Source organism: Streptacidiphilus cavernicola (assembly GCF_042510955.1).
Classification (GTDB): domain Bacteria; phylum Actinomycetota; class Actinomycetes; order Streptomycetales; family Streptomycetaceae; genus Streptacidiphilus; species Streptacidiphilus cavernicola.
In genome coordinates, this window is record NZ_JBHFAB010000029.1 from 1 (window position 1) to 13,105 (window position 13,105).

The 13,105-nt window shown below is 74.3% G+C and carries 12 protein-coding genes and 1 pseudogene; 10 read left to right on the forward strand and 3 right to left on the reverse strand.

What is annotated here, in order from left to right; all coding sequences use genetic code 11:
- Nucleotides 1-578 precede the first annotated feature (578 nt).
- Together ACEZDE_RS33785 and ACEZDE_RS29110 are read left to right on the forward strand one after the other, a co-directional pair.
- Nucleotides 579-1,454: pseudogene (locus ACEZDE_RS33785) on the forward strand (hypothetical protein); the annotation flags it as partial.
- A 183-nt stretch (nucleotides 1,455-1,637) separates the two neighbouring features.
- The gene (locus ACEZDE_RS29110; protein WP_380542621.1) at nucleotides 1,638-2,438 is read left to right on the forward strand and encodes a hypothetical protein; all 801 of its coding nucleotides are present in this window, start codon (nucleotides 1,638-1,640) and stop codon (nucleotides 2,436-2,438) included.
- An 84-nt stretch (nucleotides 2,439-2,522) separates the two neighbouring features.
- Here the strand turns inward: ACEZDE_RS29110 and ACEZDE_RS29115 are convergent, their stop codons facing one another.
- On the reverse strand, nucleotides 2,523-3,782 hold the full coding sequence (locus ACEZDE_RS29115; protein WP_380542625.1) for a DUF1015 family protein: 1,260 nt from the start codon (nucleotides 3,780-3,782) through the stop codon (nucleotides 2,523-2,525).
- 175 nt (nucleotides 3,783-3,957) lie between these two features.
- Here ACEZDE_RS29115 and ACEZDE_RS29120 point away from each other — a divergent pair, with 175 nt between their 5' ends.
- A complete protein-coding gene (locus ACEZDE_RS29120; RefSeq protein WP_380542366.1) occupies nucleotides 3,958-4,413 on the forward strand; it encodes a tetratricopeptide repeat protein in 456 nt (151 codons plus the stop codon).
- A gap of 26 nt (nucleotides 4,414-4,439) precedes the next feature.
- On the forward strand, nucleotides 4,440-5,444 hold the full coding sequence (locus ACEZDE_RS29125) for an HAD-IIA family hydrolase (RefSeq protein ID WP_380542369.1): 1,005 nt from the start codon (nucleotides 4,440-4,442) through the stop codon (nucleotides 5,442-5,444).
- Between the two features lie 19 nt (nucleotides 5,445-5,463).
- Here the strand turns inward: ACEZDE_RS29125 and ACEZDE_RS29130 are convergent, their stop codons facing one another.
- Nucleotides 5,464-5,811, reverse strand: coding sequence for a sterol-binding protein (locus tag ACEZDE_RS29130; RefSeq protein ID WP_380542372.1), 348 nt, complete (start codon nucleotides 5,809-5,811; stop codon nucleotides 5,464-5,466).
- 179 nt (nucleotides 5,812-5,990) lie between these two features.
- Between ACEZDE_RS29130 and ACEZDE_RS29135 the strand changes: the two genes are divergently transcribed.
- The 6 genes from ACEZDE_RS29135 (at nucleotide 5,991) to ACEZDE_RS29160 (ending at nucleotide 12,301) form a co-directional block, all read left to right on the forward strand.
- Nucleotides 5,991-6,971, forward strand: a complete 981-nt coding sequence (locus tag ACEZDE_RS29135) for a hypothetical protein (RefSeq protein WP_380542375.1) — start codon at nucleotides 5,991-5,993, stop codon at nucleotides 6,969-6,971.
- Between the two features lie 91 nt (nucleotides 6,972-7,062).
- On the forward strand, nucleotides 7,063-7,314 hold the full coding sequence (locus ACEZDE_RS29140) for a hypothetical protein (protein ID WP_380542378.1): 252 nt from the start codon (nucleotides 7,063-7,065) through the stop codon (nucleotides 7,312-7,314).
- Nucleotides 7,315-7,367: 53 nt separating this feature from the next.
- Nucleotides 7,368-8,180, forward strand: a complete 813-nt coding sequence (locus ACEZDE_RS29145; protein WP_380542381.1) for a TlyA family RNA methyltransferase — start codon at nucleotides 7,368-7,370, stop codon at nucleotides 8,178-8,180.
- Between the two features lie 115 nt (nucleotides 8,181-8,295).
- Complete coding sequence (locus tag ACEZDE_RS29150) at nucleotides 8,296-9,186, forward strand: NAD kinase (protein ID WP_380542384.1); 891 nt, start codon at nucleotides 8,296-8,298, stop codon at nucleotides 9,184-9,186.
- A 134-nt stretch (nucleotides 9,187-9,320) separates the two neighbouring features.
- Nucleotides 9,321-11,024 (forward strand): DNA repair protein RecN, encoded by a 1,704-nt coding sequence (gene recN / locus ACEZDE_RS29155; protein ID WP_380542628.1) that lies wholly within the window; start codon nucleotides 9,321-9,323, stop codon nucleotides 11,022-11,024.
- A gap of 137 nt (nucleotides 11,025-11,161) precedes the next feature.
- Complete coding sequence (locus ACEZDE_RS29160; RefSeq protein WP_380542387.1) at nucleotides 11,162-12,301, forward strand: glycosyltransferase family 4 protein; 1,140 nt, start codon at nucleotides 11,162-11,164, stop codon at nucleotides 12,299-12,301.
- 81 nt (nucleotides 12,302-12,382) lie between these two features.
- On the opposite strand, the gene ACEZDE_RS29165 is transcribed toward ACEZDE_RS29160, so the two are convergent.
- Entirely contained in the window at nucleotides 12,383-13,072 is a 690-nt protein-coding gene (locus tag ACEZDE_RS29165; RefSeq protein ID WP_380542390.1) for an HAD-IA family hydrolase, read from the reverse strand.
- Nucleotides 13,073-13,105 lie beyond the last annotated feature (33 nt).

Here is a 13,105-nt window from a genome sequence, read left to right on the forward strand (position 1 = left end):
AGGACGCCGCCGAACAATCATTCAGAGCCGCGGCCCCAGCGATTTGCTGGTGCCGCGGCTTTTTGTGTTTTGCAGGACCGTACGGAGCCGGCTCGCAGCACGTGAGCGGGCACCCGCCGAGTGCGGGACAATGAGTGTGGTGATGTGGCCGAGAGCGCCGTCACCAAGATGTCGCAGGTACACCAGAAGGAGTCACGTCAATGTCTAACCCCCCTCAGGGACGCCCGGAGCGCCGCTCGGGCGACGGATCGCAGGGTGCGGGGGGCGGCGCGGGCCGGCGTGACTCCCGTGGTGGCGGCTACAACCGTGACGACCGCGCCCCGCGCCGCGACGACCGCCCCTCTGGCGGTGGGTACAACCGCGGTGGCAGCTACAACCGCGATGACCGTGGCGGCCCCCGCCGCGACGACCGCCCGTCGTCGGGCGGCGGCGGTAGTTACCGCCGTGACGAGCGTCCGTCGTCCGGCGGCGGGTACAACCGCGACGACCGGCCCCGTGGTGGCGGTGGTGGCTTCAACCGTGACGACCGTGGCCCGCGTCGGGACGACCGTCCGTCCTCGGGCGGTGGCGGCTTCCGTCGCGACGAGCGGCCCTCCTTTAACCGTGACCGGGACCGGGACGACCGTGGCCCGCGTCGCGATGACCGGCCCTCGTCCGGTGGTGGTGGTTTCCGTCGTGACGAGCGTCCGTCCTTCGACGGCGGGTACAACCGTGACGACCGCCCGCGTGGTGGCGGTGGCTTCAACCGTGACGACCGTGGTCCGCGTCGGGACGACCGGCCCTCCGGGGGCGGTAACTTCCGTCGTGATGAGCGGCCTTCGTTCAACCGTGACCGTGATGACCGTGGCCCCCGTCGTGATGACCGTCCGTCCTTCGGCGGCGGGTACAACCGCGACGACCGGCCCCGTGGTGGCGGTGGTGGCTTCAACCGCGACGACCGTGGTCCGCGCCGCGATGACCGGCCGTCGTCCGGGGGCGGTAACTTCCGTCGCGATGAGCGGCCCTCGTTCAACCGGGACCGCGATGACCGTGGACCCCGTCGTGACGACCGGCCCTCCGGCGGTGGCGGCTTCCGTCGGGACGAGCGGCCCTCGTTCAACCGGGACCGTGACCGCGATGACCGTGGCCCCCGTCGTGACGACCGTCCGTCCTTCGGCGGCGGGTACAACCGCGACGACCGCCCGCGTGGTGGCGGTGGCTTCAACCGTGACGACCGCGGCCCGCGTCGCGATGACCGGCCTTCGTTCAACCGGGATCGTGACGACCGTGGTCCGCGTCGGGACGACCGGCCCTCCGGCGGTGGCGGCTTCCGTCGGGACGAGCGGCCCTCGTTCAACCGGGACCGTGACCGCGATGACCGTGGCCCCCGTCGTGACGACCGTCCGTCCAGCGGTGGTGGGTTCCGCCGTGACGAGCGGCCGTCGTTCAACCGGGACCGGGACGACCGTGGCCCGCGCCGTGACGACCGGCCCCGCGGGGGCGGTGGGTTCGGCCGGGACCGTGACGACCGCGGTCCCCGTCGTGACGACCGGGCGTCGTCCGGTGGCGGGGGTTACCAGCGGGACGAGCAGCGTAGTGAGCCGGTGCGTCGGCTGCCGATCGACGAGGACATCACCGGGCAGGAGATCGACGGTGATGTGCGCCAGGAGCTGATGAGCCTGCCGAAGACGCTGGCCGAGGACGTCGCCAAGAACCTGGTGATGGTCGCGCGCCTGCTGGACGCCGAGCCGGAGGAGGCCTACGCCTACTCCCGGGTCGCGCTGCGGCTGGCCTCCCGGGTCGCGGCGGTGCGTGAGGCTGCCGGGTTCGCCTCCTATGTGACGGAGCGTTACTCGGAGGCGCTGACCGAGTTCCGCGCGTCGCGTCGGATGACCGGTTCGGCCGAGCTGTGGCCGGTGATGGCGGACTGCGAGCGCGGTCTCGGCCGTCCGGAGCGGGCGCTGGAGATGGCGGGCGCGCCCGAGGTGAAGCAGCTGGACAAGGCCGGGCAGATCGAGATGCGCCTGGTCGCGGCCGGTGCGCGCAGCGACATGGAGCAGTTCGAGGCCGCCGTGGTGACGCTGGAGTGCGCCGAGCTGGGCTCGAACGCGGTGCAGCCGTGGACCGCCCGGCTCCGCTACGCCTACGCGGACGCGCTGATCGGCGCGGGTCGCGCGGACGAGGCGCGCGAGTGGTTCGCGAAGGCGGCCGAGGCCGACCAGAACGGCTCGACCAACGCGGCGGAGCGGCTGGCCGAGATCGACGGCATCGAGTTCGTGGACGCGCTCGACCCGGACGTCGAGGTGGAGGACGGAGTCAAGGCCACGGCTGAGGTCGTGGACGAGGCCGGGGACGACGAGGACGACTCCGAGTTCGCCGAGGGTGAGGGCGAGGACTACTACGACGATGACGACGAAGAGGACGAGGAGGAGGGGTTCGCTAGCCCCGCCGCCGAGTAATCGTGACCGTCCGGACATCGCGCTGGACTGAGTAGAGCGGCTGTGGCCCGCACCGGGTGTTCCCCGGTGCGGGCCACAGCCGTGTCAGCGCAGCAGCAGGCTGCGCAGGACCAGGCCGGTGGCCGGCTTGGGGCCGAAGGACGTGGACTTGCGCGGCATGGTGACGCCCTGCTCGGCCAGGCGGCGGACCACGCCCTCCTCGACCGGGTGCAGCAGCACGGCGGTGCCGCCGTCCCTGGCGGCCTCGCGGACCGCCGCCGTGGTGTCGTGGAGGTAGCCGATGTGCTCGGGGGAGTCCGGCACCCGCCAGACCCGGTCCAGCAGGACCGAGTGCAGCACGGTGGCGTCCAGCCTGCGGTACTCCTCGGGGCGGTCGGCCGGGACGGCGGCGTCGAGGGTGGCCCGGTCGGGTCCCGTGAGCAGGCGGAAGGCGCCGTCCCCGGCCAGCACGAAGGCGTTGGCGCCGGTCGCCTTGGCGGCGGCGAGGGCGTCCAGGGCGTCGTCCTGCGACGGGCCGAGGTCCTTGACCTCCCAGGCGGCGCCGAGGGCGGCCAGCGCCCGGTCCGGCGGGAGCCGGTGCAGCACCCGGTGGATGGCCCGGACCCGGAGCGGGTAGCGGGCGGTGTCGACCAGCAGCACCATGCCCCGGTCCCAGGGGCTGTGCGCCAGGTGCCGGTGTTCCCGTTGCAGCCGCAGGTACATGGCCCAGCGGTGGTGCCCGTCCGCGATCAGGGCGCGGCAGGTGGCCAGGTCGGTGCCGACGGCGGCGAGGTCGGCCGGGTCGGTGACGGACCAGAGCCGGTGCCGGGTGCCGTCGGCGGTGGTGCTGGTGAGCAGCGGCTCCCCGGCGGCGGTGCGCTCGACCACCTCGGCTGCGCCACCGTCGCCGCGGTAGGTGAGCAGCAGCGGTTCCAGATTGGCCTTGGTGGTGCGCATCAGGCCGACCCGGTCGGCGACCGGTCGCGGCATCACGTCCTCGTGCGGGAGCACCACGCCCGCGCCCGGGTCGCTCACGGCGAGGGCGCCGATCAGGCCGCGTTGCAGGCCGCCGCCGTCCTCGGGCGGGGACTGCTGCTCGTAGACGTAGAGGGCGGCGTCGGCGTCGGCGGCGAGCACGCCGGTGCGCTGCCAGTCGGAGAGCAGCCGGGCGGCGTGCCGGTAGCCGCTCTCGGGGGTGGGCTGGGGGCGGGGCAGGATCAGCCGGACGATGTTGTGCGGGTCCCCGGTCTCCAGCCGCAGCCGTCCGTCGGGGTCGACCACGTCGTAGGGCGGGGAGGTGACGGCAGCCAGTGAGCTGACCCGGTCCGGGTTGTAGCGCAGGCCCCGGAACGGGGCCAGCGACAGCCCGGCCGCCGCCACCCGACCGGCATCGCCCCAGCCCGGGTCGGCGTCGGCGCCGGGACCGGCGTGCGGGTCGGCTCCGGCGGGGCGGAATTCTGCTTGATCGTCTGCACTGACTGCTCTCACTCTGGGCATGTTAATCGGGTATGCCCGGACGGGTGATCGGAGAGGAGCCGCGATGCGGGAGCGGGCGCGGAGTGACGAGGGCGTTCCGGCGGGTGAGGTGTACGACTGGTTCCGGCGCGGGAGCGAGCTGCTGGACACCGGGCACCCCGCGGCGGCCGAGCAGCTGCTGAGGCGGGCGGCGGAAGCCGAGCCGGGGTCGACGGCGATCAGGGAGACGCTGGCCCGAGCGCAGTTCGACGCCGGTGCGTACGCCGCGGCGCTGGAGAACTTCCGGGAGGTCGCGGAGGCGGATCCGGCGAACGACTACGCGCAGTTCGGCTGGGGTCTGGCGGCGGCGCGGACCGGGGACTTCGAGGTGTCGGCGGTGCACCTGGCACTGGCGGTCGCGATGCGTCCGGACATCGCCCACTACGGCGCGGCGCTGAAGCAGACCCGGGCGACCCTGAAGGCCCGTGCCGGGGGTTTCCGCGACGTCGGGCAGGATGGGCGGGACCAGCAGGACGAGTGAAGCCCGGACGACGAGGAAGACACCAGATGCCTGAGCAGCCGCTGCACCTGAGCTACGACACCGCCCTGCTCGACCTGGACGGCGTGGTGTACGCGGGTCCGCGAGCGATCGAGCACGCGGTGGAGTCCCTGGCCGAGGCGCGCGAGGCGGGGATGAAGCTCGCCTACGTCACCAACAACGCCTCCCGCACCCCGCAGGCCGTGGCCGCGCACCTGAGCGAGCTGGGCGTGGCCGCGGAGCCGGGCGACGTGATCACCTCGGCGCAGGCGGCGGCACGGGTGGTGGCCGGGAAGGTGCCCGAGGGCGCGGCGGTGCTGGTGATCGGCGGCGAGGGCCTGGTCGAGGCGGTACGGGAGCGCGGGCTGCGCCCGGTCCGTTCGCTGGACGAGGGACCGGCGGCGGTGGTGCAGGGCTACGACCCGACCGTGGGCTGGCAGGAGCTGGCCGAGGCCTCCTACGCGGTGGCGTCCGGGCTGCCCTGGGTGGCGTCCAACACCGACCTGACCATTCCGACCGCGCGCGGCACCGCGCCGGGCAACGGGACGCTGGTCGCGGCGGTCCGCACGGCCACCGGGGTGGACCCGGAGGTGGCCGGGAAGCCGCTGCCGCCGATGCACAGGGAGACGGTGATCCGGACCGGCGCGAAGCGGCCGTTGGTGGTCGGCGACCGGCTGGACACCGACATCGAGGGCGCGTTCAACGGCGGGGTGGACAGCCTGCTGGTGTTCACCGGGGTCAGCCGGCCCGAGGAGCTGCCGGAGGCCCCGGCGAAGTACCGGCCCACCTACCTGGCCGCCGACCTGCGCGGACTGCTGCGGGTGCAGCCGGAGCTGGTCGCCGGGGCGGACGGCTCGTACCGCTGCGGCGGGTGGACCGCGACGGTCGCCGACGGCGCGATCAGCCTGGGCGGGGAGCGCGGGGAGGACCCCTGCGACGGGCTGCGGGCGCTGTGCGCGGTGGCCTGGGCGGCGGCGGACGCGGGCGGCGGCACGCCGAAGTGGCGCGAGGCGCTGGCCGAGCTGGGCCTCTGAGCCGTCGGGCTCCCGGAGCCTAGAGCAGCTTGCGGAGCTGGAGCAGGTCGCGGATGCCGGCGTCGAGCTTGACCCGTCCGGTCGCCCAGGCCGAGGCGAAGTTGAGCTTGCCCGCGACCAGGTCCACCAGGTCGTCGCCGGACATCGACAACCCGATCTGCGCCTTCTCGGCGGGGCGGCCGGGGGCCTCGGTCAGGCCGGTGATGCTGCCGCCCTGGAGGCGTCCGGTGAAGGTGATGTCCAGGTCGGTGATCCAGCAGCTGAGCGAGCGGTCCAGGGAGGCCGCGGTGCGGACGTCGCCCTCGGCCTTGCCGAGGTTCCGGCTGAGCTGCTCCAGTGCCGCGCGGCATTCGGCGGGGTTGGCCATGGTGCGGTGTGCTCCTGATGTTCTGTCGGGTACCTGCCTGGCCGACGCTACCGCAGCGGCGCGCGGGGCGACGCGGACGGGCTGGTGAGGCGGTAGCGTCGGGGGCGGGCGGGAAGCCGGATGGTGAAAGTCCGATGTTCCGACGTGACGTCGGATGTGGCGGAGAGAGGGTGAGACGGATGCGCGACGTTGTGCGTGACTGCCTCAAGGTCGCGGCGGATGCCGCGACCGGGGTCGTCGTGGTGGTCGACGGAGCGCGGAGGCGCGCCGAGGACGAGCTGCGCGAGCGGGTTCCGGAGCCGGTGCAGGAGGTTGTGGCCGGGGTCGTCGGCGTGGTCCGCGGCGAGGCCGACCGGGTGTGGAGCCGGCTGGGGGACGGGGTCGTGCAGGTCGGCGTGGTGCTGGAGTTCCTGGAGCAGCAGGTTCGGCAGTTGCAGGGCGGCGGGGAGGCGGGTGCGACCGCGGCGGAGCAGCGGGGGCCTGCGGCGGCGCGGGCGGACACGGCGCGGGCGGAGCAGGCGTTCCCCGCGCCCCGGCAGCGGACCGGCACTGCGCCTCGGCCGGTGCGGGTGGTCGTGGACGAGGACCCGGAGGTGGCCGCGGCGGCGGAGCGGCGGAGGGCGGCCGTGCCGGGGATGAAGAAGGCGGCAGAGCGGAGGGCCGCGGGGGCGGCGAGGCCTGCGGAGGCTGGGGCGAAGTCGACCGCCGCACGGAAGACGCCTGCGGCGAAGCGGGCCCCGGCGGCGAAGAAGGCCACTGCGGCGAAGCAGGAGCCGCTGGCGGCGGAGGTGGCTGCGACGAAGCGGGAACCTGCGGCGAGGAAGGTTGCTGCGGCTAGGAAGGCTGCTGCGCAGAAGGCTCCGGCGAAGAAGGTTGTGGCAAGGAAGCCTGCTGCGGAGCCTCCTGCGGCGAAGGCCGTCCCCACGGCGTCCCCTCCAGGGAAGGCTGCCTCCACGGGGTCTCCCGCCGGGAAGGCGAGCCCGAGGAAGGTCGCTGCGCAGAAGGCTCCGGCCAAGAAGGTCGTGGCCGTGAAGCCCGCTGCGGAGCAGGCCGCGCCGCCTGCCAAGGGCACCGCCGGGGGTGTCGCGAAGACCGCTGCAGCGAAGCGGTCCGCCGCCAAGAAGGCGCAGCCGAAGCAGGCAGGCACCGCCGATGACTGAGTCCCACCCGGCACCCGGGGCCCAGCCGTCGCCCGGACCTCACCCGGCACCTGGGTCCCAGCCGTCGCCCGGACCCCGCCCGGGGCCGCCCGTGCGGGCGGTCCCCGCGCCCGCACCGGCCGCTCCTCGGCTGCTGCCGCCGCCTCCCGCCGCGTCCGAGCTGCCGCCGCAGGCGTCCCTCGGGCCGGTGGAGACCGGGCACGGGCCGGTCGATGCCGCGCTGGCTCGGCTCGGGGAGTTGGACGGGGTGCCGGTGGAGGCGCATGCCGAGGTGTACGAGGGCGTGCACCAGGTGCTGCGTGACACCCTGAAGGGACTGGACGAGCCCCGCCCCAACCAGTGACGGACCCCGATCCCATCCCAACCAACCCCAACCCCGCAGGAGCTGAACCGCACGTGGCAGTCGCACGACGCCGTCTGGACGCAGAGCTGGTCCGCCGGAAGCTCGCCCGCTCCCGGGAGCACGCCAGTGAGCTGATCGCCGCCGGGCGGGTCACCGTGGGCGGCACGACCGCGACCAAGCCGGCCACGCAGGTGGAGACCGCGGCGGCGGTCGTGGTCGCCAAGGACGACAACGACCCCGACTACGTCTCCCGCGGCGGCCACAAGCTGGCCGGCGCGCTGGCCGCGTTCGTGCCGGAGGGGCTGGCCCTCGCGGGCCGCCGCTGCCTGGACGCGGGCGCGTCCACCGGCGGGTTCACCGACGTGCTGCTGCGGGCCGGGGTGGACCGGGTGCTCGCGGTGGACGTCGGCTACGGGCAGCTGGCCTGGTCGTTGCAGAGCGACGACCGGGTGACCGTGCTGGACCGGACCAACGTCCGCGAGTTGACGGTCGATCAGATCGACGGGACGCCGGTGGACCTGGTGGTCAGTGACCTGTCGTTCATCCCGCTCGGCCTGGTGCTGCCCGCGCTGGCGCGCTGCACCGCGCCGGACGGCGACCTGGTGCTGATGGTGAAGCCGCAGTTCGAGGTTGGCAAGGAGCGGCTCGGCAGCGGCGGGGTGGTCCGCAGTGCCGCGCTGCGCCAGGAGATGATCGAGAAGGTGGCCGGTCAGGGCGCCGCACTGGGGCTCGGGGTGCGCGGGGTGGTCGCCAGCCCGCTGCCGGGGCCGTCCGGGAACGTGGAGTACTTCCTCTGGTTCCGGCGCGACGCCGGGCCGCTGGACGTGGCCGACGCACAGCGGGCGGTCGCCGAGGGACCGCAGTAGTCGGGGCTTCCAGCCGGTAAGGTCGAAGGACTGCACCAGTTCATGACCAGTCCCATCTCATGAGGGGGAGGCGCGGGCCGGGCCGAGGGCGTTCGGGCACGCGCTGGAGGAACAGATGAGCGACCGTACGGTCTTCCTGCTCGCGCACACCGGTCGCGCGGAGGCACTGCAGAGCGTCGAGAGCCTGGTGGAGGGGTTGCTCGAAGCTGGGATCCGGCTCCGGGTGCTGGCCGCGGAGGCACCCGACATGGGTTTTCCGGCCGGGGTGGAGTCGGTGCCGACCGGCCCCGGCGCGGTCGAGGGCTGTGAGCTGATCCTGGTGCTCGGCGGCGACGGCACGCTGCTGCGCGGGGCGGAGCTGTCCCGGGAGTCCGGGGTGCCGATGCTCGGCGTCAACCTGGGCCGGGTGGGCTTCCTGGCCGAGGCCGAGCGCGAGGACCTGGCCAAGGTCGTCGAGCGGGTGGTGGACCAGGACTACGAGGTCGAGCAGCGGATGACCCTCGACGTGCTGGTCCGAACGGACGGCCGGATCGTGCACCGCGACTGGGCGCTGAACGAGGCGTCGGTGGAAAAGGCATCACGCGAACGCATGATCGAGGTGGTGACCGAGGTCGACGGCCGTCCGGTGTCGACCTTCGGCTGCGACGGGGTGGTCTGCGCCACCCCGACCGGCTCCACCGCCTACGCCTTCTCGGCCGGGGGGCCGGTGGTCTGGCCGGAGGTGGAGGCGCTGCTGATGGTGCCGATCAGCGCGCACGCGCTGTTCGCCAAGCCGCTGGTGACCTCCCCGCACTCGGTGCTCGCGGTCGAGGTGCAGGCCAGGACGCCGCACGGGGTGCTCTGGTGCGACGGGCGGCGGACCGTGGACCTGCCGCCGGGGGCCCGGGTGGAGGTCCGCAGGGGCAGCATCCCGGTGCTGCTGGCCCGGCTGCACCGGGCGCCGTTCACCGACCGTCTCGTCGCCAAGTTCGAACTGCCGGTGACGGGTTGGCGCGGCGCCGAGTGAACGCCCGGGATCAGGTGCACGGTGCGGTCCGCGGGCCACTACGCTCGCACCGGAACGAGAGCACACACATGGGAGCCGAGGAAACGGTGCAGGTCGACGGCAGTAGCGGCAACGGGCGTCCCCGTCTGGAAGAGATGCGGATACGGTCACTCGGCGTGATCGAGGACGCCGTGGTCGAGCTCTCGCCCGGCTTCACCGTGGTCACCGGCGAGACCGGGGCCGGAAAGACGATGGTGGTCACCAGCCTCGGCCTGCTGCTGGGCGGCCGGGCCGATCCGGGCCTGGTCCGCAACGGCGCCGAACGGGCCGTGGTCGAGGGCCGGGTGGCCTTCGCCGACGGGACCCAGGCCGCGCAGCGCGCGGTGGACGCCGGGGCCGAGCTGGACGAGGACGCCCTGCTGATCAGCCGTACGGTCTCGGCCGAGGGTCGGTCCCGGGCGCATGTCGGGGGCCGCTCGGTGCCGGTGAGCCTGCTGGCCACCCTGGGCGAGGACCTGATCGCGGTGCACGGGCAGACCGACCAGCAGCGGCTGCTGCAGCCCGCGCGGCAGCGCGGCGCGCTGGACCGCTACGCGGGCGGGACCGTGGCCGGGCTGCTGACGGAGTACCAGCTGGCGTTCCGTCGGCTGCGCGAGGTCGGCGCCCGGCTGGACGAGCTGACCACCCGGGCCAGGGAGCGGGCCCAGGAGGCCGACCTGCTGCGGTTCGGCCTGGACGAGGTCGCTGCGGCCGAGCCGGTCGCGCACGAGGACCTGGAGCTGGCCGCCGAGTCCGAGCGGCTGGGGCACGCCGACGCGCTGTCCTCGGCCGCCAGCCTGGCGCACGGCGCGCTGGCCGGGGACCCGTCCGACCAGGACGCGGTGGACGCGGGGACGCTGCTGGCGCAGGCCCGGCGGGCGCTGGAGTCGGTGCGCGGGCACGACCAGCGGCTGGCGGCGCTGGCAGACCGGCTGGGCGAGGTCGGCTACCTGCTCTCCGACATCGGCGGGGACCTGGCCGGCTACGCCGACGACCTGGACGCCGACCCGGCCCGGCTGGCCGCGGTGGAGGAGCGCCGGGCGGTGCTGGCGCACCTGGTCCGCAAGTACGGCAGCCCGGACGGCGGCCTGGACCAGGTCCTGGCCTGGGCCGAGAGCGCCGCGCTCCGGCTGACCGAGCTGGACGGCGACGACGACACGATCAGTGCTCTCGAAACGGAGCAGCAGTCCCTGCACGGAGCGGTGTCCGCGCTCGCCGGGCAGCTCACCGAGGCCAGGAGGGCCGCCGCCGAGGACTTCGCCAAGGCGGTCACCGCCGAGCTGACCGAGCTGGCCATGCCGCACGCCAGGGTCAGCTTCGGCATCACCGCCGCCGCCGACTTCGGCCCGTACGGGGTGGACGAGGTCGAGGTGCTGCTCGCCCCGCACCCGGGCGCGCCGCCGCGTCCGATCGCCAAGGGCGCGTCCGGTGGTGAGCTGTCCCGGGTGATGCTGGCGGTCGAGGTGGTCTTCGCCGGGGCGGACCCGGTGCCGACCTATCTGTTCGACGAGGTGGACGCCGGGGTCGGCGGCAAGGCCGCGGTCGAGGTCGGCCGCCGGCTGGCGCGGCTCGCCCGGACCTCGCAGGTGATCGTGGTCACCCACTTGCCTCAGGTCGCCGCGTTCGCGGACCGGCACCTGGTGGTGGAGAAGACCGTGGACGGTTCGGTCACCCGCAGCGGCGTGACCACGCTCAGTGACGCCGAGCGGGTCAGGGAGCTGTCCCGGATGCTGGCCGGTCTGGAGGACTCGGAACTGGGCCGCGCCCACGCCGAGGAACTGCTCGCCGCCGCACGGACGGTAGCGCCGCCGAACGGGTGAGCGGACCCGGTCCGTGCGGTCCGCGGCACCGCCGCCGACTGTCCAAGACCGGGCCCGAGCTGGCATTGTTGTGCCGCGCCGGCCGCCTCGGCCGGGTCGGCCCACCCACCACCACTGCAGGGGAGACGAACCGGACCGTGGAGCACACCTCGGCAGCCCCCACCGGTGAACTGCACGCCGTCCTCGTCCTGGCCGGCAGTTCCGGCGGCATCGGCGCCCATGTCCGGTCGCTGGCCCAGGGGTTGAGCGCGCACGGGCTGGAGGTCACGGTCTGCGGTCCGGCCGAGACCGACGAGATGTTCGGCTTCTCCGCCTCCGGGGCCCGGTTCCACCCGGTCGAGATCACCCCCACTCCCGGCCCGCGCACCGACGCGGCGGCGGTCGGCGAGCTGCGCCGGGCCTTCGCCCGCGCCTCGCTGGTGCACGCGCACGGGCTGCGCGCGGCACTGCTGTCCGACCTGGCGCTGCGCACCGCGCGGGTGGGGACGCCGCTGGTGGTCACCTTCCACCACGCCAACCTGGCGACCGGGGTCGAGCGCAGGCTGCTGCGGCTGATGGAGCGTCGGGTGGCCAAGTCCGCCGACCTGATCCTCGGCGCCTCCTCCGACCTGGTCAGCCGGGCCCGCGACCTCGGCGCGGCCGACGCCAGGCTCGGCCCGGTGGCCGCGCCGCCGCAGGCGGTGCCCGCGGTCGAGCGCAGTCGGGAGGAGATCCGCAGGTCGCTGCTGGGCAGTCGGGAGCGGGCGGACCGGCCGCTGGTGCTGGCGGTGGGGCGGCTGGTGCCGCAGAAGAACTTCCATCTGCTGCTTGACGCGGCGTCAGGCTGGCGCGGCGGCGAGGAGCCGCTGCTGCTGATCGCCGGGGAGGGGCCGGAGCACGGCGTGCTGAAGGCCAGGATCAAGTCCGAGAAGCTGCGGGTGAAGCTGCTGGGGCAGCGCTCCGACGTGCGGGAACTGCTGGTCGCGGCCGACCTGGTGGCGATTCCCTCGCGCTGGGAGGCGCGTTCGCTGGTCGCCCAGGAGGCGCTGCGGGCGGGGGTGCCGGTGGTAGCCACGGCCGTCGGCGGGCTTCCCGAGCTGGTCGGGGACGCGGCGGTGCTGGTCCCGCCGGGGGACCCGACGGCGCTGGCCGCGGCGGTGTCCGGGCTGCTCGCCGACGCGGACCGGCGCAGTTGCCTGGCGGCGGCGGGGCCGTTGCAGGCGGCGACCTGGCCGGACGAGGCGGCGACGGTGGCCCAGGTGTTGAGCGTGTACGACGAGCTGACGGGGGAGCGGTGACCTGGGGAGCGGGGGCGGGGTCCTGGGTGCGGGTTCGTTTCGCGCAGTTCCCCGCGCCCCTGAGGGTGCTGCCGCTGAGGGCTAGGGGGTGACGGTGAGGGTGAGGGTGCCGGAAGCGGTGGCTGTGACGGTGACCTGGTCCAGGGTGTCCACTGACACCGTCGCGCCGTAGCCGGTGGTGGCGGCGCCCACGCCGATGACCCGCATGCCCGCCGCGAGGCCTGCGGCGACGCCCGCCTCGGAGTCCTCGAACACCAGGCAGTCGGCCGGGGCGACGCCCAGCAGCGACGCGCCGAGCAGGAAGCCCTCCGGGTCCGGCTTGCTCCGGGTGACGTGCTCGGCGGTGACCGCCACCGGCGGCAGGGCCAACCCGGCCGCGCCCATCCGGGCCCGCGCCAGCGCGTCGTCGGCCGAGGTGACCAGGGCGTGCGGCAGGCCGCCGAGGGACAGCGCGGCGAGGAAGTCGGCGGCGCCGCCGATGGCGGTCACCCCCTCGGTGTCCACCGTCTCCAGGACCAGCATCCGGGCGTTCTCCTCGATGTTCTGCTCCATCGGGCGGTCCGGCAGCAGGATCGCCATGCTGGCGAAGCCCTGGCGGCCGTGCACCACCTGGAGCACCTGGTCCCCGTCCAGGCCGTGTTCGAGGGCCCAGGCCCGCCAGACCCGTTCCACCGCCGGTCCGGAGTCGACCAGGGTCCCGTCCATGTCGAGCAGCAGTGCGCGTGCGGTCAGCGTGGTGGCGGCGGTCGTGGAAGCGGCCGTGACGGGCATGTGGCTCCTTGGTAGGACCGAGTTTGTATCTCA

Bases quoted from the DNA above. Each gene is read 5' to 3' on its own strand.
- ACEZDE_RS29165 (WP_380542390.1), bottom strand. From the start codon at position 13,072: ATGCCCGTCACGGCCGCTTCCACGACCGCCGCCACCACGCTGACCGCA.
- ACEZDE_RS29135 (WP_380542375.1), top strand. From the start codon at position 5,991: ATGCGCGACGTTGTGCGTGACTGCCTCAAGGTCGCGGCGGATGCCGCG.
- ACEZDE_RS29150 (WP_380542384.1), top strand. From the start codon at position 8,296: ATGAGCGACCGTACGGTCTTCCTGCTCGCGCACACCGGTCGCGCGGAG.
- ACEZDE_RS29120 (WP_380542366.1), top strand. From the start codon at position 3,958: ATGCGGGAGCGGGCGCGGAGTGACGAGGGCGTTCCGGCGGGTGAGGTG.
- recN (WP_380542628.1), top strand. From the start codon at position 9,321: ATGCGGATACGGTCACTCGGCGTGATCGAGGACGCCGTGGTCGAGCTC.
- ACEZDE_RS29130 (WP_380542372.1), bottom strand. From the start codon at position 5,811: ATGGCCAACCCCGCCGAATGCCGCGCGGCACTGGAGCAGCTCAGCCGG.
- ACEZDE_RS29125 (WP_380542369.1), top strand. From the start codon at position 4,440: ATGCCTGAGCAGCCGCTGCACCTGAGCTACGACACCGCCCTGCTCGAC.